This window comes from Rheinheimera sp., assembly GCF_037442525.1.
Lineage (GTDB): Bacteria > Pseudomonadota > Gammaproteobacteria > Enterobacterales > Alteromonadaceae > Pararheinheimera.
Genome location: NZ_JBBIQD010000011.1, coordinates 89,171 through 110,750, shown reverse-complemented (window position 1 = coordinate 110,750; position 21,580 = coordinate 89,171). Strand labels below are relative to the sequence as shown.

The 21,580-nt window shown below is 50.1% G+C and carries 23 protein-coding genes; 9 read left to right on the top strand and 14 right to left on the bottom strand.

The annotated features are described in order from the left end of the window. Nucleotides 1–92: 92 nt before the first annotated feature. The 10 genes from nqrM to WKJ03_RS15040 form a co-directional block, all read right to left on the bottom strand. Nucleotides 93–305 carry a (Na+)-NQR maturation NqrM gene (gene nqrM, locus WKJ03_RS15085; protein WP_337843062.1) on the bottom strand — a complete coding sequence of 71 codons (213 nt, stop codon included), beginning with the start codon at nt 303–305 and terminating at the stop codon, nt 93–95. A 151-nt stretch (nt 306–456) separates the two neighbouring features. Beyond that, the gene (gene nqrF, locus WKJ03_RS15080; protein ID WP_337843061.1) at nt 457–1,683 is read right to left on the bottom strand and encodes an NADH:ubiquinone reductase (Na(+)-transporting) subunit F; all 1,227 of its coding nucleotides are present in this window, start codon (nt 1,681–1,683) and stop codon (nt 457–459) included. A 25-nt stretch (nt 1,684–1,708) separates the two neighbouring features. After that, nucleotides 1,709–2,317: an NADH:ubiquinone reductase (Na(+)-transporting) subunit E gene (gene nqrE / locus WKJ03_RS15075; RefSeq protein ID WP_337843060.1), complete on the bottom strand. Its 609-nt coding sequence runs from the start codon at nt 2,315–2,317 to the stop codon at nt 1,709–1,711. An 11-nt stretch (nt 2,318–2,328) separates the two neighbouring features. Next, nucleotides 2,329–2,955, bottom strand: a complete 627-nt coding sequence (locus WKJ03_RS15070) for an NADH:ubiquinone reductase (Na(+)-transporting) subunit D (RefSeq protein ID WP_337843059.1) — start codon at nt 2,953–2,955, stop codon at nt 2,329–2,331. Continuing rightward, the gene (locus WKJ03_RS15065; protein WP_337843058.1) at nt 2,948–3,733 is read right to left on the bottom strand and encodes a Na(+)-translocating NADH-quinone reductase subunit C; all 786 of its coding nucleotides are present in this window, start codon (nt 3,731–3,733) and stop codon (nt 2,948–2,950) included. The genes WKJ03_RS15070 and WKJ03_RS15065 overlap by 8 nt, the downstream gene beginning before the upstream one ends. Continuing rightward, nucleotides 3,726–4,931, bottom strand: coding sequence for an NADH:ubiquinone reductase (Na(+)-transporting) subunit B (locus WKJ03_RS15060; RefSeq protein WP_337843057.1), 1,206 nt, complete (start codon nt 4,929–4,931; stop codon nt 3,726–3,728). The genes WKJ03_RS15065 and WKJ03_RS15060 overlap by 8 nt, the downstream gene beginning before the upstream one ends. Further along, a complete protein-coding gene (locus WKJ03_RS15055; RefSeq protein ID WP_337843056.1) occupies nt 4,931–6,268 on the bottom strand; it encodes a Na(+)-translocating NADH-quinone reductase subunit A in 1,338 nt (445 codons plus the stop codon). Before WKJ03_RS15055 ends, WKJ03_RS15060 begins: the two co-directional genes overlap by 1 nt. 357 nt (nt 6,269–6,625) lie before the next feature. Then, nucleotides 6,626–7,816 (bottom strand): enoyl-ACP reductase FabV, encoded by a 1,191-nt coding sequence (gene fabV / locus WKJ03_RS15050; RefSeq protein ID WP_337843055.1) that lies wholly within the window; start codon nt 7,814–7,816, stop codon nt 6,626–6,628. A gap of 161 nt (nt 7,817–7,977) precedes the next feature. Then, nucleotides 7,978–8,316 carry a BolA/IbaG family iron-sulfur metabolism protein gene (locus tag WKJ03_RS15045; RefSeq protein ID WP_337843054.1) on the bottom strand — a complete coding sequence of 113 codons (339 nt, stop codon included), beginning with the start codon at nt 8,314–8,316 and terminating at the stop codon, nt 7,978–7,980. Nucleotides 8,317–8,428: 112 nt separating this feature from the next. Further along, the gene (locus WKJ03_RS15040; RefSeq protein ID WP_337843053.1) at nt 8,429–9,052 is read right to left on the bottom strand and encodes an alpha-ketoglutarate-dependent dioxygenase AlkB; all 624 of its coding nucleotides are present in this window, start codon (nt 9,050–9,052) and stop codon (nt 8,429–8,431) included. A gap of 32 nt (nt 9,053–9,084) precedes the next feature. Between WKJ03_RS15040 and WKJ03_RS15035 the strand changes: the two genes are divergently transcribed. The 5 genes from WKJ03_RS15035 (at nt 9,085) to WKJ03_RS15015 (ending at nt 13,151) form a co-directional block, all read left to right on the top strand. After that, a complete protein-coding gene (locus WKJ03_RS15035) occupies nt 9,085–10,221 on the top strand; it encodes a methyltransferase (RefSeq protein ID WP_337843052.1) in 1,137 nt (378 codons plus the stop codon). A gap of 2 nt (nt 10,222–10,223) precedes the next feature. Further along, nucleotides 10,224–10,778, top strand: coding sequence for a YajG family lipoprotein (locus tag WKJ03_RS15030; RefSeq protein WP_337843051.1), 555 nt, complete (start codon nt 10,224–10,226; stop codon nt 10,776–10,778). 6 nt (nt 10,779–10,784) lie between these two features. Beyond that, nucleotides 10,785–11,384, top strand: coding sequence for a peptidylprolyl isomerase (locus tag WKJ03_RS15025; protein ID WP_337843050.1), 600 nt, complete (start codon nt 10,785–10,787; stop codon nt 11,382–11,384). A gap of 65 nt (nt 11,385–11,449) precedes the next feature. Continuing rightward, nucleotides 11,450–11,770, top strand: coding sequence for a hypothetical protein (locus tag WKJ03_RS15020; protein ID WP_337843049.1), 321 nt, complete (start codon nt 11,450–11,452; stop codon nt 11,768–11,770). Nucleotides 11,771–11,831: 61 nt separating this feature from the next. After that, entirely contained in the window at nt 11,832–13,151 is a 1,320-nt protein-coding gene (locus tag WKJ03_RS15015) for an MFS transporter (RefSeq protein WP_337843048.1), read from the top strand. 32 nt (nt 13,152–13,183) lie between these two features. On the opposite strand, the gene WKJ03_RS15010 is transcribed toward WKJ03_RS15015, so the two are convergent. The 3 genes from WKJ03_RS15010 to WKJ03_RS15000 all read right to left on the bottom strand — a co-directional run bounded on the left by WKJ03_RS15010 (nt 13,184) and on the right by WKJ03_RS15000 (nt 14,840). Beyond that, on the bottom strand, nt 13,184–13,429 hold the full coding sequence (locus WKJ03_RS15010) for a helix-turn-helix transcriptional regulator (protein ID WP_337843047.1): 246 nt from the start codon (nt 13,427–13,429) through the stop codon (nt 13,184–13,186). 296 nt (nt 13,430–13,725) lie between these two features. Beyond that, nucleotides 13,726–14,067, bottom strand: coding sequence for an iron-sulfur cluster insertion protein ErpA (erpA, locus tag WKJ03_RS15005; protein WP_337843046.1), 342 nt, complete (start codon nt 14,065–14,067; stop codon nt 13,726–13,728). 47 nt (nt 14,068–14,114) lie between these two features. Next, on the bottom strand, nt 14,115–14,840 hold the full coding sequence (locus tag WKJ03_RS15000) for a DUF6776 family protein (RefSeq protein WP_337843045.1): 726 nt from the start codon (nt 14,838–14,840) through the stop codon (nt 14,115–14,117). 57 nt (nt 14,841–14,897) lie between these two features. Here WKJ03_RS15000 and WKJ03_RS14995 point away from each other — a divergent pair, with 57 nt between their 5' ends. The 4 genes from WKJ03_RS14995 (at nt 14,898) to hemL (ending at nt 19,450) form a co-directional block, all read left to right on the top strand. Continuing rightward, entirely contained in the window at nt 14,898–16,592 is a 1,695-nt protein-coding gene (locus tag WKJ03_RS14995; protein ID WP_337843044.1) for a chloride channel protein, read from the top strand. Further along, a complete protein-coding gene (hemJ, locus tag WKJ03_RS14990; protein WP_337843043.1) occupies nt 16,589–17,014 on the top strand; it encodes a protoporphyrinogen oxidase HemJ in 426 nt (141 codons plus the stop codon). The genes WKJ03_RS14995 and hemJ overlap by 4 nt, the downstream gene beginning before the upstream one ends. 116 nt (nt 17,015–17,130) lie before the next feature. Further along, nucleotides 17,131–18,144 carry an aspartate carbamoyltransferase gene (locus tag WKJ03_RS14985; RefSeq protein ID WP_337843042.1) on the top strand — a complete coding sequence of 338 codons (1,014 nt, stop codon included), beginning with the start codon at nt 17,131–17,133 and terminating at the stop codon, nt 18,142–18,144. 25 nt (nt 18,145–18,169) lie between these two features. Further along, a complete protein-coding gene (hemL, locus tag WKJ03_RS14980; protein WP_337843041.1) occupies nt 18,170–19,450 on the top strand; it encodes a glutamate-1-semialdehyde 2,1-aminomutase in 1,281 nt (426 codons plus the stop codon). A gap of 3 nt (nt 19,451–19,453) precedes the next feature. Here hemL and WKJ03_RS14975 read toward each other — a convergent pair whose 3' ends face one another. Next, the gene (locus WKJ03_RS14975; RefSeq protein WP_337843040.1) at nt 19,454–21,532 is read right to left on the bottom strand and encodes a winged helix-turn-helix domain-containing protein; all 2,079 of its coding nucleotides are present in this window, start codon (nt 21,530–21,532) and stop codon (nt 19,454–19,456) included. Between the last annotated feature and the right edge of the window lie 48 nt (nt 21,533–21,580).

Here is a 21,580-nt window from a genome sequence, read left to right as displayed (position 1 = left end):
TTCAGTACCCCATAAATAAAAAGACCTGCAAGCAGGCAGGTCATTCAGAAAAAACACCGGTGATGTTCTGCAAGCAGACCATCACTGCAGTATCAGATAATTTTGTTTTGCTGCCACTCTTGTTCTTTACGTAAACGCTCTTTGCGTCGTTCGCACGGCGTATCGCAGTCGCAGGCTTTTTCAATCCCTAAAGCACCTAAGCCACCACAGCTACCCGCTATGGTTTTTTGTTGCAGTATATAACCCACCGCCATGGCAAGGATCACCACCAGCAGCACCACAAAGGTCAGAATATAAATTTCCATACCACACCTGAAGGGAGATAAAACTGGCGCGCAGTGTAACACAATTCTGTCCGCTGATCTGCCGCCTTTGTTTGCGCTGCCAGCACCAGCCGCCGTCAAACAGATAAACAAAAGCCAGCATCACGCTGGCTTTTGCAGAGGTCGCTGTGGCTTAGCCGCCGAAGTCGTCCAACAGAATGTTGTCGTCTTCCACACCTAAATCTTTCAGCATATTGATCACCGCTTTGTTCATCATTGGAGGACCACACATGTAGAACTCACAATCTTCTGGCGCTTTGTGGTTCTTCAGGTAATTCTCATAAATAACGTTGTGAATAAAGCCGGTGTAACCCGTCCAGTTGTCCTCTGGCTGAGGATCAGACAAGGCTACATGCCACTGGAAGTTATCGTTTTCCGCCTGCAGCATGTCGAAATCTTCCACGTAGAACATTTCACGTTTGGAACGGGCACCGTACCAGAAGGTGATCTTACGTTTGGATTTCAGGCGACGCAGCTGGTCGAAAATATGCGAACGCATCGGTGCCATACCTGCACCACCACCGATAAATACCATTTCTGCGTCGGTGTCTTTGGCGAAGAACTCACCAAATGGACCAGAAATAGTTACTTTATCACCGGCTTTCAGACTCCAGATGTACGACGACATCTTACCGCATGGCAACGTCAGGTTGTTTGGTGGCGGCGTCGCGATACGCACGTTCAGCATGATAATGCCTTCTTCTTCCGGATAGTTCGCCATGGAGTAAGCACGAATGGTCGGCTCATCCACTTTTGATTCCAGTGTGAAGAACTTAAAGCGTTCCCAGTCACCGCGGTATTGTTCAGGAATATCGAAGTCCGCATATTTTACATGGTGAGCAGGAGCTTCGATTTGAATATAACCACCGGCACGGAACGGCACAGACTCACCGTCCGGAATAGCCAGCTTCAGTTCTTTAATAAAAGTGGCTTTGTTATCGTTAGAAATAACAGTACAGGCCCACTTTTTAATACCGAAAATTTCCGGCTCCACTTCAATGTCCATGTCAGTTTTTACACTGACCTGACAAGCCAGACGGCAACCTTCACGGCGTTCTGTTTTGTTCAGGTGGCCCATTTCAACAGGCAATACGTCACCACCACCGGCGTGAACGTGCACGCGGCATTGACCGCATGAACCACCACCACCACAGGCTGATGACAGGAAAATTCCTCTGTCGGCCAGAGCGCCAAGTAATTTGCCGCCGGCTTTGGTTTTGAGCGCCAGACTCGGATCACCATTAATGTTGATGGTAATGTCACCTGAAGATACCAGTTTGGCTTTGGCAGCCAGGATCATAACGACCAGGGCTACAACCAACAGGGTGAACATTCCAACGCCAAGATATATCTCTTGCATTGATCTTTCCTTTTACAGCAATTACTTACAGCGATACGCCAGAGAAGGACATAAAGCCCAGTCCCATCAGGCCTACCATGATAAAACGTGAACCCAAACCACGCAGACCCGCAGGGATATCCGCGTACTTCAGTTTTTCACTCACAGCCGCCATCAGGGTAATAGCCAGAGTCCAGCCAATACCACTACCTAAACCAAACACCACACTTTCACCGAAGGCATAATCACGCTCAACCATAAAGGCCACAGCACCGAAAATTGCACAGTTTACTGTGATCAGAGGCAAGAAAATCCCTAAGGCGTTGTAAAGCGCAGGTACGTATTTGTCGAGGAACATCTCAACAATCTGCACCAATGCAGCTATTACACCGATATAAGTAATGAAACCAAGGAAGCTTAAATCGGCTTCTGGCAAACCAGCCCAGGCCAAAGCACCAGGAGCCAGCAGGTTGTGGTACACCAACTGGTTTACAGGTACAGATAAGCCCAGAACGAAAGTGACCGCAATACCTAAGCTGAAAGCCGTTTTAATCTGTTTGGATACGGCGATAAAGGTGCACATACCCAAAAAGAAGGCCAACGCCAGGTTGTCAATAAAGACAGCGCGAACGAATAAACTTAAATAATGTTCCATGTCAGCCCCTCTTACTTCTCTTGCTGTTCAGGGCGGAAGGTCCGCAGAACCCAAATAAACAGGCCAATGATGAAGAATGCACTTGGCGGCATTAACAACAGACCCATTGGCTGATACCAGCCACCAGCACTGATGAGTGGCAGAATTTCTACGCCGAACACAGTGCCTGAACCAAAGAGTTCGCGGATAAAAGCAACGATCAGCAACAGCACACTGTAGCCCAGACCATTACCAATGCCGTCCAGGAAACTCATGCCAGGACCTGTTTTCATCGCATAGGCTTCAGCACGCCCCATCACGATACAGTTGGTGATGATCAGACCGACGAATACCGACAGCTCTTTGGCCACATTATAGGCGAAGGCTTTCAGGATCTGGTCCACCACAATCACCAAAGACGCGATGATGGTCATTTGCACGATAATACGCACACTTGAAGGTATGTGATTACGGATCAATGAGATAAACAGGTTAGAGAATGCAGTTACCAAAGTAAGCGCAATCCCCATTACCAAAGCTTTATCCATTTTGGTTGTTACAGCCAGAGCTGAACAAATACCTAACACCTGCAATGCAATTGGGTTATTCGCAAAAACAGGCCCAAACAGGACGGTTTTAATTTCTTTTGCACTAGCCATTGTTTAATGCTCCATCACGAACTTTCGCCAGGAACGGGGCAAAGCCCTTGGCACCAGTCCAGAAATCAAAGGTATGTTGCACACCATTACTGGTCAGAGTGGCGCCAGACAGACCATCCACTTCAGAGGCTGAAGCTGGGTTGGCATTGCCTGGTTTCAGTACTTTGATTGCTGGCTGACCTGCGTCATCCAACAGTTTTTTGCCAACAAATTGAGCCACCCATTTCGGGTTCTGAACTTCACCACCCAAACCTGGCGTTTCACCATGTTCGTAGTAATTCAACCCTTTAATGGTATTGCCGTCTTTGTCCAACGCCAGAAAGGCGTGCATGGTTGACCATAAACCGTACCCATGAATAGGTAGAACGATGGCAGACAATTCACCTGAATCCACACCGTTGTTATAGGCAAAATACACAGGCGCTATATTGGCGCGGGATTTGATAGACGCCAAGTCTTCAGCCCCCTCCAGCTTAACGCTGCTAGCCGGGTCTTTCATTGCTTTGCGGTATTCAAAACCTGCTGGCTTTTCCACAAATTCACCGGTATTCAGGTCTACATAACGTTCCTGAATATGCTTGCTGTATAGATCTTTGATATCGGTGCCAGACAACAGGCCGGTCGTAATCAGAATATTCTTCTGGGAATCCAGCAACTTGTTTTCAGCTTGCTTTGGACGCAGCTGGACAGCCGCCGTCGCTACAAAAATAGCGCAAACCAGACACAGGGCAATCACCACAAAAAAGGTTTTGCCGATAGAATCGTTATTGCTAGACATTACGAGCAAGCCTCCGTTTGATGTTCGCCTGAGCAACCATGTAATCGAATAAAGGAGCAAACAGGTTGGCGAACAGAATCGCCAGCATCATGCCCTCTGGATAGGCAGGGTTCACCACACGGATCATCACAACCATAAAACCAATCAGAATGCCATATGCCCACTTCCCTTTGTCAGTAAATGAGGCTGATACAGGGTCGGTGGCCATAAAGAACATACCAATGGCAAAACCACCCAACACGATATGCCAGTACCAGGGCATGGCAAACATGGGGTTAGTTTCAGAACCAATCAGGTTGAACAGGGTAGAGAACAAAATGGTACCGATCATGACACCGGCCACAATGCGCCAGGACGCAATACGGAAGTAAATCAGCGCCAGACCACCGATCATCAGCGCCAGGAATGAGGTTTCACCGACTGAACCCGGAATAAAACCGTAGAAGGCGTCCCACCACTGGGCATTGATAGACCAGTCAGACACCTGACCATTGGCCGCATTAGACAACCAGGTAGCGCCTGCATAACCGTCTGCCACAGTCCATACTTTGTCGCCTGAAATTTCAGCCGGGTAAGCGAAGAACAGGAAAGCACGGCCAGCCAGAGCCGGATTTAAGAAGTTGCGGCCAGTACCGCCAAAGACTTCTTTCGCCACAACCACACCGAAGGTGATACCTAAAGCAGCTTGCCACAACGGAATAGAAGCAGGCAGAATTAGCGCAAACAGAATAGAAGTGACGAAGAACCCTTCATTGACTTCATGTTTACGGATAGAAGCAAACAGAACTTCCCAGAAACCACCGACAATAAACACAGTCGCGTAAATCGGCAGGAACCAGCAGGCCCCGTACCACATTTTGCTGCCCCAACCAGATTCAGCAGTTAATTCACCACCAAAGGCCTGGAACAATGCAACCTGCCAGGTATCTGGCGTGCCAAAACCAGCCTGCAGCGCCAGAACGGACTGGTGGCCAATATTAAACATGCCAAAGAACAAAGCCGGGAATAACATCAACCAGACGAAAATCATGATCCGTTTCAGGTCAATACTGTCACGCACATGAGTACCGGTTTTGTTCACCAGTCCAGGGGTATACAGAATAGTAGCCACAGCTTCATACAGGGCATACCACTTCTCGTGTTTGCCGCCTTTTTCGAACTGCGGCTCAATCTTTTCTAAGAAATGCTTCAGACTCATTATATGCCTTCCTTCTGGATGCTGGTCAGGCAACTACGCAGTGCTGAGGCATAGTCGTATTTGCCTGGGCAGACAAAGCTGCACAACGCCAGATCTTCTTCATCCAGTTCCAAACAACCCAAGGCGACCGCCTCATCCACATCGCCAACCAACAGGTCACGTAACAGCAGCGTCGGCAGAATATCCAGTGGCATGACACGCTCGTAGTTACCGATAGGTACCATGGCGCGATCTGAACCGTTGGTCGAGGTCGTCATATTAAACAAACGTTTTGGATTCAAATGAGATAAATAAGCACGGGTGATGGAGAACTTGTCAGAACCAGGCATAGCCCAACCGATAAACTCTTTCTCATAACCTTCAGCCAGCACTGACACCTGAACATGGTAACGGCCGACATAGCCATGCACGCCCACCGCAGTTTTACCAGACAGCACTGACCCTGAAATAACCCGGTTTTGGCCTTCAGTCAGTTCACCTTGAGTCAGCTCAGCCAAAGATGCGCCAAGTAACGTGCTGATTAAGCGAGGATTTTTTACAACTGGCCCGCCTAAAGCAATCACACGGCTGCTATCCAGTTGGCCAGTGGCAAACAAATGGCCAATGGCGATCACGTCCTGATAACCGATATGCCACACCACTTTGGTGTAACTGGCCGCATCAAGGAAGTGAATATGAGTACCAGGTAAACCAGCCGGGTGCGGGCCATCAAACTCAGCCACCTGTACAGAAGGCACAGCAGGCACTGAACTGCCCGCTTTTTTGCACAGATAAACTTTGCTGTTCAGGCGGGACAACACTGCCAGACCGCGGCTAAAGTCATCGGCACGGCGGGCAATGATCAGCGCCGGATCGGCTGCCAATGGATTGGTATCCATCGCAGTGACGAAAATAGCACGAGCGTCACTGTCTACCGCAGGAATGGCACTGAAAGGACGGGTGCGCAAAGCAGCCCATAAACCTGACTGCTGTAAGTTCTTGCGAACCTGTTCACCGGTCAGGCTGGCCAACTGAGCCGCATCGTAATGGTCAAAACTGATGGCATCATCACCATCGGCCTCAATCACCACAGATTGCAGAACACGTTTGGCACCGCGGTTGATCTCTTTGACTGTACCGGCAACAGCAGCGGTAAATAAAACGCCAGGGTTTTTCTTGTCTTCGAAAAGCGCCTGACCTTTTTTAACACGATCCCCAACCTCAACCAGCATTGTGGGACGCATACCGACATACTCTTCGCCAAGTACAGCGACATGTTTGATGGACGGACCATCATGGATTTCTTGTTTAGGACTGCCCGCGAGGGGAATGTCCAATCCTTTTTTGATTTTTATCATACGTACTTGCACTACTTTAACGGAAAGAAACTGGGCCTGGTTTTTCGGCTACTTGCCTTCGCAGCGCATCCTGAAACAATGATGACTGAGCGACAATCCCACCATTAGGACACACGTACCAAAGTCGCGGATTCTAGCACTATTGCCGCGGTCTATCTATGTTAATCAACAAATTATTCAGGCATTTCGGCCGACCGAAACCTAGTGTAGTCAACTTTGTCGGCTTTGCCTCTGAAGCGACCAAACAAGCAATCCAACTTTAGTTTTAGACGAATTCAGCTCCTGAAAACAGGCGAGATGAGTCGACAGATGATCCGATCACCGGCAAAAAAAAGCCGCATCACTGCGGCTTCTTCATTACACCAGATTTTTCAATGGCAATAAGGCCTCAACATCTGCTTCGTAGTTCACATGGCTGTAGCCAAAACCAAACAGCCGTAAAAACTCATTATGGTAGCCTTTGTAGTCCGTCAGGCTATCAATAGTGTCAGTCGTCACCTGACCCCACAATTCTTTCACAGCGCCCTGAATCTCATCCGCCAGCTCTTTGCCATCCATGCGCAGACGGCCAGCTTCGTCGAGCTGACGCTGACTGTTATACAGGCACTGAGTAAATAAACCGTAGATCTGTTCGATACAACCTTCGTGGCTGCCCTGCTCTTTCATCACCCTGTACAGCAACGAAATATAGAGCGGCATAATTGGGATGGCAGAACTGGCCTGAGTCACCAATGCTTTCAGTGATGCTACATAAGCATGGCCTTTTAAGTTGGCTAATTTGTCGGTAATAGCGGTGGCCGCTCTGTCCAGATCCTCCTTCGCTTTCCCTATGGTGGCTTTGCCATAAATAGGCCAGGTCAGTTCTTTCCCTATGTAGGTGTAAGCCACAGTCTGACAACCATCAGCCAACACACCAGCCGCCTGCAATTGGTCCAGCCAGCGCTCCCAGTCTTCGCCCCCCATCACTTTGACGGTATTGAAAATTTCCTGCTCATTGGCCGGCTCCACTGAAACTTCTTCAATTTCACCTTTGCTGGTATTCAGGTTCTTAGCCGTGTAAGACTGACCAATAGGTTTCAATACTGAGCTGTACACTTCACCTGAGACCGGGTCTTTCCTGCGTGGAGCGGCCAGGCTGTACACCACTAAATCAATTTTGCCCATCTCACGACGGATCAGATCAATAGCCTGAGATTTCAGCTCATCGGTAAAGGCATCACCGTTGATATGTTTATTCCATAAACCAGCGGCAGAAGCTGCCTGTTCAAAAGCCACAGTGTTGTACCAACCTGCTGATGCGGTCTTACCTTCGGTTGGCTCTTTTTCAAAGAAAATGCCCAAGGTAGCAGCACCAGAACCAAAAGCGGCACTGATACGGGACGCAAGGCCGTACCCTGTAGAAGCGCCAATAACCAACACATTCTTCGGCCCCTGAGCAATAGCGCCTTGTTGTTTTACGTAATCGATTTGCTCTTTGACGTGTTCAGCGCAACCTACAGGATGAGCATTGGTGCAGATAAAGCCGCGGATCTTAGGTTGAATAACCATAACTAAACCTATTCGTGGTTGAAAATTGCCAGCTAGTTTAAGCCGTTAACCTGAAAAACAGGTCTGATCAGAGAAGATACCTGCAGCTTTACTGCAAATAAAGTACCAGACGCCCCTTCGACCGAAAAAACCACGGGCAGAAAAAAGGCGCCCAAGGCGCCCTACTCCGTGACTGGCAGTTTATCGCGTTTGCTGCCGCCAAGGCATTTAGGTGATGCCGGTGGTTTTTCAGCGTAATACTCGTACCACTCGCTGGGTGTATAGGTATGCAAGGCCAAAGCATGGATTTTTTCAGCCAGCTCCTCTGCGACCACTGCATTCACGGAACGGTGCCGTTGTAACAACCGCTGTCCTTCAAAAGCAGAGGTCACAATCACTACTTTAAAATGCGATTCTGCCCCTGGGCCAACACTGTGCATATGGCTTTCGTTCACCACATCCAGGAACACAGGATCAAAAGCGTGCAGCAACTTCTGTTCTATTAACGTATGAACCAACATAGCTTGTCTCCTTGATTGCTCCTCTTCTTCACTCTAGTTAAGGGCATCTGTGTTGTCAGCCCAGCATTGATGCAAATGCTGCTAAGCCTATGCTGTGGCTGAAAAAATATATTTACTTTGCAGTTTTTATCAGTTTCCGAAAAGTCAGATTGATACGTCCCTGCTGTGCTTTGGCCATTTTGGCCACCCGATGCCGCCAAAAGCGCTGACAGTCTCCGCCCATCAGCAACAGGGAACCATGCTGCAACATCAATTTGAACTGCATTCCCTGAGTCTTATGACTCAGTTCAAACCAACGCTCTTCTCCGAGACTAAGTGATGCAATTTGTGGTGCTCTGCCAAGTTCGGGTTCATCGTCCGAATGCCAGCCCATATGCTCTTGTCCATTTGCATACCAGTTCAACAGCACGGCGTTGAACCCCAGCCCGGTTTGCTGATTAAGTTGATTGGTCAATTGCAGCACCAGCGGATGCCATGGCACAGGCTCAAACAACAGGCCGGAATAACGGTAGCTGCAATGAGCGTCTCCCATCCAGACCTGGCGTCGTGGAATTGGCACTGATCGGCCATAGAGCCGCAGTTCAGGTTGTTGCCAGTCCAGATCAGATTGCAATAGCTCAAAACAGCGTTCAGCGTCTTTTGCCTGCAGCCACTCCGGCCAGTACTGCAGCCTTGCTCCGGGTAAAGCCAGCTCCTGACAAGACTGACCGTTGTCGCCACCTGGGCCTTCTGTCAAAATAGCGCTCCTTTTGTTATGAATGATTCAGCATGACCATCAAATTTTCCTGTGCCGGCCTTGAACTGCAGTTGCACCGTTGGCCCCTGGAACAGAAAAACCGCAGTTTACAGGCCTGGGATGCAGCTGACGAGCTGTTGATTGAACAGAGTCTGCAGGCTCTGCAGCACAAAGCCGACAGTTCGGTGTTACTGCTCAATGACAGCTTTGGCGCTTTATCCTGTGCCATCGGCGAGCATCCGCACTGTAGCATTGGGGATTCCTACATCAGCCAACAGGCCGCGTTGTTTAACAGAGCGCAGAATCAATTGTCTGCATCCGCTTTGTGCTGGCAGGACAGCCTGCAGGCCTGGCCGGATAAAGTAGACCTGGTGCTGTTGAAAGTTCCCCAGCAACACAGTTACCTGCGTTTTCTGTTACAGAAACTGAGCCAGGTGATTCATCCCCATACTGTGATTCTGGCGGCAGGCAAAGCCAAAGATTTGCATCAGAATCTTCTGGATATCTTCCGGCAGGAATTAGGTCCGGTGGAAGCCTCATTGCAACACAAAAAATGCCGTTACCTGCGTTGTCACTGGCATGGCCAGGTTCGTGACTTGTCACCAGTTGCCAGCTGGGCTCTTGAGGAATACAACCTTAGCCTGAGCAATTACCCGGCGGTATTTTCGCGCGAACAGCTGGATATCGGAGCCCGCTTCCTGCTGGAACACCTGCCAGTGACAGAAAATTCATTAGTGGCAGATCTGGGTTGCGGCAATGGCGTACTGGGGTTGGCATTAATGCAACAACAGCCTCAGACCCAGCTGCTGTTTTTTGACGACTCCTACCAGGCCATTGCGTCGGCGCAAGCCAGCTTGCAGGCGAATCCAGAACTATCAGCGGCTCAGGCAGAATTCAGGGTTGACGACTGTATGAGCCAGCAGCCGGATAAAAGTCTGGATTGGGTGATTTGCAATCCACCTTTTCATCAACAACAGGCGGTCACTGAACATATAGCCATGCAAATGTTCAAAGATGCCAAACGTTGCCTGAAAGCAGGTGGCCGGTTGCGGGTAGTGGCCAACCGACATTTGCCGTACTATGTCCATCTGAAACAAAGCTTTGGTCATTGCAGGCTGGTGGCCGGCAACCCAAAATTTGTCATTTTAGAAGCTATGAAGAGGAACTGATTATGCGTTATCTGCTTGTCGCTTTGTGTCTGGGCTTAACAGCCTGCAGCAACACCACTTCATCCTTTATCGTGTCACCTCAGGTGTTCTGGCATCAGAGCAATGAGTTAAAAGGCGCGGAGTTTAGCCTGCAGGTAATTGATCAACGAAATAGCGATCAGACGTTATTTTTGCGCGACGGTGCCAAAGTGAATTCCCGCCCAACCAGTAACAATCTGGCTGAAACCCTGGAGATCTCATTAACCAATGCATTTCAGGCGCAGGGTGCTCAGGTGGTATCCAGCAGCCCCACCAGCATTACAGTGCAAATTCTCCGCCTGAATGCCGATGCGGATCAACGTACCGTCGAGCATCTGGTGAAAAATGACGTCGAACTGAAACTGATCATTGAAAACAGTGCAGGTTCTTTTGACAAAGCTTATGCCGGTAAAAGCAGTTATTCAGGTCCCTTTAAACTGGATACAGCGGTCGCTGAAGGCAAACTGCGGGTACTGACAGAGCAGGTTCTGGCTGAGCTGTTAAAAGATCAGAGCTGGCACAGCTACGCCAAGGGGTAACAGAGCATGCGTCAGTTTTTGTATTTGTGTGCTGCATTATTGGGGTTCTCTGTCGCTCAGGCTGCAGAAGCCCCAAAAGGCCAGTATATGCAACCAAACAATCTGTTCCCCAAAGTACGGTTTATAACCTCGGCCGGTATGATCACCGTTGAGTTGGATCGGATCCGGGCTCCTATAGCGGTCAACAACTTTTTAAGTTATGTCAGTTTAAAAGCCTATGACAACACCATTTTTCACCGGCTGGAGCCCGATTTTGTGGTGCAGGGAGGCGGCTATAAACAAAACATGGCACAAGTTGAGGAATTTAAACCCATTTTCAATGAATCCGGCAACGGGCTGAAAAATCAGTTTGGCAGCATTGCGATGGCCCGGCAGAATGACCCGCACTCCGCGACCAGCCAGTTTTATTTTAACCTGAATGACAACAGCAGCCTGGACCCGGGCCGTGGCTGGGGTTACACCGTATTTGGTCAAATTCAGGAAGGCTTTGAAGTGCTCGAAGCCATCAAAACCATGGAGACTCATACCGACCCCGTGACTGGCTGGCAGAATGTGCCTAAACAACCCATTCTGCTGAAACAGGTGGTGTTACTGCCAGAGGCTTAAAGCCGTCTATACTTGCTTTCAGGCAATGGAGTTGGCAGGGGCCGGCTCCTCTGAGGGTCTCTGTTATGCTCAGTCGCTTTATCGATGTAAAATCCCGCCAGTTGGTGTTTTATCTCTCTCGCTTTTTACGTGGTCACCTGCCTTACCGTGAACTGCATTTATTTGTCTGGGATACTCTGGAGGAATGGTCGCAACTGAGGGTGCACGATCTGAGGCCTGAAAGTTTTAAAGAGCAGGTGTTCTGGCATCTGCTGTATCAGATTGAATACTGGTCTGAACCAGAACTTCGTCATAACAAACTGTTGCGCCGCGAATTGCAGTATTGCCTGGGTTTTTTATATGGTCACGGCGATTTACCTCTGAGTTGTGTCGGGGTCCGCCCCTGACTTGACCTTCTGCACCGAACAGGTAAGCTAATCGGCAACATCCTTCTGCTGGTATCTGTTTTTGTCTCTGCTGTCTTCTGTCCGTTCCGCCATCCAGCTTTATGCCCGTCGTTCGGTCCTGACTGTGTTTATTCTGGGCTTCAGTGGCGGCTTGCCTTTGATGCTGGTCTTTGGCGTTTTATCCTTCTGGTTACGCGAAGCTGGCGTATCACGTGAGCAAATAGGCTATTTCAGCTGGGTGGTGATGGCCTATGCCATTAAATTGTTCTGGTCACCTTTGGTGGACCATTGTGCCCTGCCCTTTTTAAAGAAACTCGGCAGGCGCCGAAGCTGGTTAGCCGCCTCGCAGTTGTTGATCATCCTGGCCATTGTCGCGATGGCAGGAACTGATCCACAACAACAACTGCATTTGATGGCGGCTTATGCCGTAGTGCTGGCCGTGGCTTCAGCGACGCAGGACATTGCGATTGATGCGTACCGCATTGAAAGCGCTCCGGATAAACAACAGGCCGCCTTAGCTGCATCCTATCTGGCGGGTTACCGGCTGGCGATGATCTTTTCGTCCGCCGGTACTTTATGGCTGGCCGCCTGGTTTGGTCAGCACCAGCCTCAGTACCAGCTGGGTGCCTGGCAGTCCACTTATCTGGTGATGGCGGCCTGTATGGGGCTGGCTCTGGTGAATACGCTGTTATCTCCTGAACCTGAACAGCAGCTGCCACCTCAACATCAGACCTCTCAGGCTTCAGCGTTCAACCGTCTGAAACATTGGCTCAATACGGCTATTTTGGGACCCTTTATCGACTTTTTCCGCCGCAATGGCTGGAATGCCTTGCTGATCCTGAGCCTGATAGCCTGCTACCGCATTACCGACGTGGTGATGGGAGTGATGGCCAACGTGTTTTACGTTGATATGGGATTTAGCAAAGAAGAAGTGGCCAGTGTGTCCAAAGTCTTTGGTGTCATTATGACCTTAGTGGGTGCTGCATTAGGCGGCGTGTTGATCAACAGCTTTGGTATTTTGCGTATCCTATTGCTTGGGGCTGTACTCAGTGCCCTGACCAACTTACTGTTCAGTTATTTGAGTACTCAGGGACATCAGCTGAATTTGCTGATCGCGGTAATTTCGATGGATAACCTGAGTGCAGGCATTGCCACCAGTGCCTTTATTGCCTATCTCTCTTCGTTGGTGAATTTGCAATACACAGCCACCCAGTACGCGTTGTTCAGCTCACTGATGTTGTTACTGCCCAAGTTCCTTGGTGGTTTTTCCGGTGGCTGGGTTGAAGTACTGGATTATGACCGCTTCTTTATCATGACAGCGTTGATGGGCTTACCTGCCATTTTGCTTTGTCTCTGGCTGATAAAAAAAACGCCGCAGTAAGCGGCATTTTTTCAGCTGAAAGAAGACAAGCTTCAGGCGTCTGCCAGCACTTGCCGTAAACCTTCCATAGGATCAATTTCCAATGCGTGGCAATAGCGCACGTATTCAATCACGTCCAGGCGACGCTCCTGATTTTCAACCTTGCCAATAAAAGAGTGGGGAGTTCCTAGAATTTCCGACAGGCTGCGCATCGTATGTCCTTTCTCCTGGCGCTGCCTTTTTAACCATACACAAAGCTTTTTGTTCTCGTCAGAGATTACACTTTTCGTGCCTTTCATTTAATTGTTCTCCTGGCGCATAAACACGCCCTGTTTTACTACTTAAACTTCCTGCCAAATAAAAATCCAAAAGCTTATGGGATGTCCCAATAAGCAAAAAAATAAAGCTCTTTCATTAAATCATAGCTTCAGGAGAGCGTACAGCTCAGTGCTGAAAAAACACGGCATTTGTCGCTGATTTTTGTTGATTAACCGATGAAAAAATTTGTCTGGTCAGGGGAACAAAGCAAAGAAAAGATTAAGGAACTAGCTGGGAGTGTGCAGCACGTCATCAGTTGACATGCTGCCTCAAGAGATCAGACTGAAAAGCTGGAACCACAACCACAAGTGGTGGTCGCATTCGGGTTTTGCACAATAAAGCGGCTGCCGGAAAGACCTTCGGTGTAATCGACAGTGCCGCCCATCAGATACTGCAGACTCATCGGGTCAACCACCATCACAACGCCGTTTTTTTCAACAACCAGGTCACCATCATTGACCTTTTCGTCAAAGGTAAAACCATACTGGAAACCAGAACAGCCACCCCCTGTAATATAAACCCGCAGTTTTAACTCCGGATTTTCCTCTTCTGTGACCAACGCCAGCACTTTGTTTGCAGCAGCATCTGTAAACTGAATAGGAACCTGTAATTCAGACATAAAACCTCCGGTCAAACTGGGCGCGGATTATCTAATACCTGACTAATTTATTCAAGTATTTCGCCAGACTGGCCATTTGGCCAAAAGAAGCTCTTTTCGATGCGGCTGCTGCGATTGCCCGCCACCTTCAGCTGCACTTCTATTTTTTCAGCGGCAAAGCCTTCGGGCAGACTGAACTCCCCTTCAATAATCTGAAAGTATTTAAAACTAAAGGCTTTATCACTTTTGCTGAAACCCGCGAGTTTCAACAGATCCTGGTTGGCTTTTTGGTCTTGCTGCCAGCCGCTGAGCGTCAGCTCCAACGTGCCTTTGGCGAATTTGCGTTGCTGGTCCTGTTGGATCAGCACCAGATTAAAGCGATAGTTTCCTGGGGCCGCACCTTTACTGATACTGAAACTGTCAATCAACACCCCTGATGCCTGAGGTTCTGACGACATAATGCGTTGGTAAAACGCCAGTTCTTTGCGGGTGTCGAACAACTTTTGCTGCTGAGCCTTCAGATCTTTCTGCAGCAGTTGTGAAGCACTTTTTTCCACTGCCAGTTCAGCCGTCAGGTAATCATTTTGTTTCAGCTGCTCATTCAGTTCAGCCGTCACTTTATTGCTGCGTTGCTGGCTCTCTTCCAGCCGGGACGACAACAGATTCACCTGCTCCAGATAATAATAATTACCAAAGATCTGGCCTGCCCACCAGGCCAACCCAATTAAGCCCAAAGTCAACAGCAACTGACGCCAACGGCTGCGTAACCAAAATAACAACTGCACTTGATTCATCAAACTACTCAATAAGTTATGTTACACTTGCCACAGGTTCGAACAGCCGATCATAGCATGTTATTACCCAGAGACTGGCAAGCAAAATTACGCCTCAGACTGGCATTTCCTCTGACCTCAGTGCAATTGTGTCTGTTGGCTGTGGTGGCCGGGGCTGCAGCGGCATTGCTGATCCTGTTGTTCCGTCTGACCATTATTGGTATTCAAAGTTTCTATCTGGACAGAACGGATGATTTTTCCGGCATTGCTGCAGAGTACCGCTGGATTCTGCCCTTTGTCGCAGCGCTGCTGATCAGCCTGATGGTGATGCTGATTGGTCTGGCTCATTACCGGCTCGGCATTGCCTATGTGATCCACCGAGTAAAAACCCGCTACGGTGTGCTGCCTTTTCGAAATACCTGTTATCAGTTTTTTGGCGGCATCATTGCTTTATCCAGCGGATTTTCGGTCGGACGCGAAGGTCCTTCTGTGCATCTGGGGGCTTATGCCGCAGGTCAGCTTGGACACTATCTGCAACTGCCTTACAACAGTATCCGTATTCTGGCTGGCTGTGGTATTGCCGCAGCCATTTCTGCATCATTCAACACACCTCTGGCGGCAGTCATTTTTGTCATGGAAGTGGTACTGCGTGAGTACCGTATTCACGTGTTTATCCCTGTGATGTTGTCAGCCGTGGTTGGGGCACTGCTCAGCCGCGGCGTCTTTGGCATGGGAAACGATTTGGCCGCGCTGCAAATTATCAGCATCAGCGGCTGGCACCTGCCCTATCTGGTACTCTGTGGTATCGGCATTGGCGCTGCTGCTTATGGCTTTAACCAGAGTATTTATTGGTTGCTAAAACTCAGCAGAGGCTGGCACCTGGCAGTGAAACTGCTGGTGGCTGCAGCACTGACTGCAGCAGTCGGTCATCTGATCCCACAAGCGCTTGGTGCAGAAACCGGCGCTATTTTCTATTCTGTGACCGCCGCCGACCAATTCTGGTTATTGTTGGGGATTCTGCTGGCAAAGTTTCTACTGACGGTTGTCGCTGTCGGTCTGGCCGTGCCTGGAGGCGCTGTGGGTCCGGTGTTTGGTATTGGTGTGCTGATGGGCACCATTTTGTCGATGCTGCCATCCTGGCTGGCGGATGCGCCTGAATTTGCCGGCACTTACGGGGCTTTGGGCATGGCCGGATTTATGGCCGCTACGTTGCATGCACCATTGGCAGCTTTGGTTGCCGTGATGGAGCTGTCGTACAACCCCGACGTTATAGTGCCTGCCATGCTGGTGATTATTTGTGCTTATGTCACCACAGTGCAGTTGTTTAAAAACAAATCCATTTTTGTGTTGCAGCTGGAACTGCAACAATTGCCGTACAAGCTGGCACCTGCTGACGACGTGCTGCAGAAAGTTGGAGTGCTGGCCATGCTGGATAAAAACTACCTGTTGCTGCACAACGCCAGCGACCAGGATATTCAGGCCGTGCTGGACCAGAAGGAACCGCAGCAGTTGTTACTGGTACAAAGCCAGCAAGGTCTGGACTGGCTGGATTATGACCTGACTACCGCGATGACTGAGCAAACGGCGCTGAAAAGAGACACAGTACAGAAGCTGGATCATCAGGCCACCATGGCCGATGTGCATGCGGTACTGGATGAACAAAAAGGTGGCCTGGTCGCTATTTACGATCCGGCTCAGGCTGAATCCCTGCTGGGTATTATCCGCTGGGAACAGGTGCGGGTTTTATTGACCAAAGAGAACAATCTGATATGACCTTGTTATGGCTGAAAGCTTTTCACATTATTTTTATGGTGTGCTGGTTTGCCGGTATCTTTTACCTGCCGCGGCTTTTTGTTTACCACGCCCAAAGTCAGAGCGCCGATGTCGACGCCCAGCTGAAAATTATGGAGCGGCGCCTGCTGTATTTCGTCACTCCTTTTGCCGTGCTGACCGCTGTTTTTGGTCTGGCGCTTATTCATCTTTATGGCAAAACCTGGTTTGCCGCCAGTCATTGGTTACATCTCAAACTGGTTCTGGTCGGCCTGCTGTATCTGTACCATGGCTACTGCTTTAAGTTGCTGGCCGACTTCCGTCACGGCCGCAACAAACGCAGCGCCAGGTTTTACCGCATTTTTAATGAGCTACCGGTACTGATCCTGTTTGCCGTAGTGATTCTGGCTGTGATTAAACCCTGACATCACAGCTTCTGCAGCACAGCAGACAATCGTTTTGTGCCAGCTTTTTTGCTATGATCACGGCCGATTTCTTGCCGCCCCGGCACAGCACAACCCTCAGCAGAAGAGCAACTGATATGAGCTTCAAAGGCGAACACATTCTCTCCGTTAAACAGTTTGACCGTGACAAAATTCAACAGGTGTTTGACATTGCCCGTAGCATGGAACCTTATGCAAGACGGCAGAAACGCACCAAAGTGCTGGATGGTGCTATTTTAGGCAATCTTTTTTTTGAACCCAGCACCAGAACCCGCGTCAGTTTTGGCTGTGCTTTTAATCTGCTTGGCGGCGAAGTGCGCGAAACCACCGGCATGCAGTCGTCAGCGCTGTCCAAAGGTGAATCCTTATTTGACACCGCCCGGGTGATCAGCAGCTACAGCGATGTGATTGCCATGCGCCACCCGCAGGCCGGTTCAGTCGCCGAGTTTGCGGAAGGCAGCCGGGTGCCTGTGCTCAATGGCGGCGATGGTGCCAACGAACACCCGACCCAGGCTCTGCTGGATTTATTCACCATCGAAAAAGAGCTGGCCGCCAGTCAGCAGCAGATGGACGGTATGCATATTGCCATGATTGGCGATTTAAAATTTGGCCGTACTGTGCACTCGCTGTCCAAACTGCTGGCGCTGTATAAAAATATTCAGTTCACCCTGATTGCCCCCAATGAGCTGGCGATGCCGGATGAAATTGTCAGTCTGATTGAAAATGCCGGTCATCAAGTCCGGATCACTGACGTGCTGGAAGGCAACCTGAACGCCGATATTGTCTACCAGACCCGCATTCAGGAAGAGCGTTTCCCGTCGCAGGAAGAAGCCAACAAATACCGCGGAAAATTCCGGTTGAATCAGGAAATTTATACCCGCCACTGCAAATCCAACACTGTGATTATGCATCCGCTGCCGCGGGATTCCCGGCTGGAAGCCAATGAGCTGGATAACGACTTAAACCTGAATCCGAACCTGGCGATCTTCCGTCAGGCCGATAACGGCGTCCTGGTGCGAATGGCACTGTTTGCATTGACCTTAGGGGTAGAACAGCTGGTCAGCAAATACGAGTGTGAAGTGCCTTGGTACAGCAATAAAGGCCAAAGCTAAGCAAGGCTATTTTTAAGGAAATTTTATGTCCCGTTCCGAACAATTATTTCAACAAGCGCAGCAAACCATTCCTGGTGGGGTGAATTCCCCAGTGCGCGCTTTTAAAAGCGTCGGTGGCACCCCGGTGTTTATTGACCGGGCCGATGGCGCCTACCTGTTTGATGTCGATGGCAATAAATACATTGATTACATCGGTTCCTGGGGCCCAATGTTGCTGGGCCACAACCACCCGGCTATCCGCGAAGCTGTGATAAAAGCCGCCGAAAAGGGCCTGAGTTTTGGCGCACCTTGTCCCGCCGAAATTACTATGGCCGAAACTGTGTCTGAGCTGGTACCCAGCATGGAAATGGTACGGATGGTCAGCTCCGGCACTGAAGCGACTATGAGTGCGATTCGGCTGGCCCGGGGCTTTACCGGCCGCAACAGCATTCTCAAGTTTGAGGGCTGCTACCATGGCCATGCCGACTCATTGCTGGTGAAAGCTGGCTCAGGGGCTTTAACTTTAGGTGTCCCCAACAGTCCGGGCGTACCGGCCGATTTCGCTAAATACACCTTAACGGCTGAGTTTAACAATATCCCCCAGCTGGAACAGATATTCGCTGAACAAGGACAGGAGCTGGCCTGTGTGATCGTAGAGCCTGTGGCAGGCAATATGAATTGCATCGCACCAATCCCAGGTTTTTTACAAGCCCTGCGCCGCTTGTGTGACCAGCATGGCACTGTGCTGATTTTTGACGAAGTGATGACCGGCTTCCGGGTGGCCTTGGGTGGCGCTCAGGCACATTACGGTATCAAACCAGACCTGACCACTTTGGGTAAAATTATCGGCGGTGGCATGCCTGTCGGTGCCTTTGGCGGTCGTCGCGACATTATGCAGCAGATAGCTCCTTTGGGTGGTGTGTATCAGGCCGGCACGTTATCCGGTAATCCTATCGCGATGGCGGCAGGTCTGGCGGCGCTTACAGAGATCCGCAAAGCCGGTGTCTATGAAACCCTGGCCGCCAAAACAACTCAGCTCGTCAGCGGCATTAAACAGGCCGCGGACAAGACGGGCGTCCCACTGGCGACTGCACAGGTGGGGGGCATGTTCGGCTTGTTCTTTACTGCAGAGACTCAAGTGACCAATTACCATCAGGCCACCCGGTGTGACATTGACGCCTTTAAACGCTTTTTTCACCTGATGCTCAAACAAGGCGTGTATCTGGCCCCTTCGGCTTATGAGGCCGGTTTCCTGTCACTGGCCCATAGTGATGCGGATCTGGCTCAAACTATTTTCGCCGCAGAACAAAGCTTTAAAGCACTTTAACTGTTACTTCTCAGGATGCAGCCAGACCACATCCACATCCGTGGTTCTGGCCTGCTCCACAAATAACGCCCCTTGTGACAGATACAAAGCCTGCACCGGCTGCGGCAGTCGCCATTGGGTGATGTTTTTACTGTGCCAGTCATAGCGGTTCAGTACCCGGTTCAGGTTGGAGACCCAGAATAATGCCTGTGGGTCACTGACCATATGTGCGCTGTCGATGCTACGCCAGTCCAGTTGAAGGCCCAGATCCCTTAATTTGCCCTGTTCCAGCAGCTGTAACTGATGGTGTGTATCAAACTGCACCAATAGTTGCTGCTCTGGTCCGCACAGGACCTGAACTGCATGTTCCAGCAGCTTTTTTGGCTGACGCTGATGCCACTCAAACAAAGACCAGCCCACACTGTCACGCTCAGTCCAATAGAGTCTGTCGTTGCAGATTTCAAAGTGTTCTGCACCCGCACGGGCTTCAAACAAAGGAAGCAGCTGCCCTGTCTTGTCATCCCAGCGCCAGAGACGCTGCTCCATCACCAGCCAGAGTTGTTGTTGCCACCATAACAGCTGTTCTACCCGTACCTTCTGCACAAACTGGGTCAGTTGCCTGAGTTTGCCTTCATCCAGCAACCAGAGCTGCGGCAGACCAGAACGCTCCGACATAAAATAATACTGACCAGGACGGCGCAGCATCAGAGTCTCGCTTCGGTTACTGGGAGAAAAACTACGTAATTCAGGGACGTCCCCGTCAGCCCATTGCAGTTGAAACAAATCTGTGACAGGGTGTTTAGGGCTGACAGCCAACAGCGAATCTCCCACCCGGCTGACATCTGCCAGATTGGTGGTCAGCTCGCCAAAAACACGTTCATTACCAGTACGTAAGGACAATGCGGCAAAACGATCAGGCCCATGGTTGATCAACAGCTCCTGATCATCCCACCAGGTCAGTTGATCCGCACGGAAGTTAAATAATTTCAGCTCCCGCCAGATCAGCGACTCCAAATCCAGTTCAATCAGCATGGACTGACTGAACCCGAGCTGCACCAACATATAGGCCTTATTCAGACGGTACAGCAGATGACTGACCTCACGCCAGTCGGCCGGAAAATTCAATACCAACTGCTGACGCTGATTTCTCCAGTGCCAGAGCTGCATCTGCCCCGTCTCTTGGTCTTTATCCAGCCACAACAAACCATCCGCCAGCCGGACCTGACCTTTTTCGACAAAAAAGTGGCAGGAAAACAAGGTACTGGCCGGTTGAAATTCAGGTTGAACCTGTTGCCGCCAGAACACACATTTGTCGTCCTGTACGGCACGGAAAATAATCTCTTGTGCATTCAGCCAGCTGGCCTCAGATAACTGCTGATAGGCCGCATTGTCATGCCGCACCTGCATCGAATTCAGCTGCTGTGCGGCCCAGCGCCATTCTCTGCCATCACCAGGCACCTTGTGCTGATACAACAACATCGATTGCAGGTTATCCAGCAATGGCATACGTTCAATACCATCCTGCGCGCTGAGCGGCGTCATCTGCAGGTAACGTGGCAGGCTGGCTTTTTGGTTCATCTGATTAAACAAAAACACAAAACCAAAGCTAAAAAGCAGCAGCACTACGCAGCTGACCCAGATATGGCGCGCCTTTTTCAGCCTTAATTTACGCTGCCATTGCCAGTGCAGCACTGCTGACTCGTCACGGGTAACAGGCTGAGATGCCAGTTGCTGCCCATCTCCAACCGGAATAGCCGGTGCAACCGGCGCCTGCTCCACTTTGACAGGGGCCATCCAGCAGTAGCCTTTTTTCGACAAGGTTGCGATATAGGTGGGCTGAGTGCGGCTGTCCTGTAAAATCTTGCGCAATGCGGCAATAGCGCGGGTCAAAGCTTCATCTGAACCAGCCCCATCTCCCCAGACATCAGACAGCAGGGTATCGCGGCTTAATACCAGCTCAGAATGATCAATAAAATAGTTCAGCAGTTTATGCAGACGGGGTTCCAGCGTCAGACTTTCCTGCGCCTCAAAATGCTGCAGTTTGCCGACAGAACGCAGATACCGCCATGGTCCGAAGCTCAGGTACTCTGCTGTTTCCTGCATAAAAAATAAACCCGCCTGTTGCATATGCCCAGGCGGATTATAACGAAT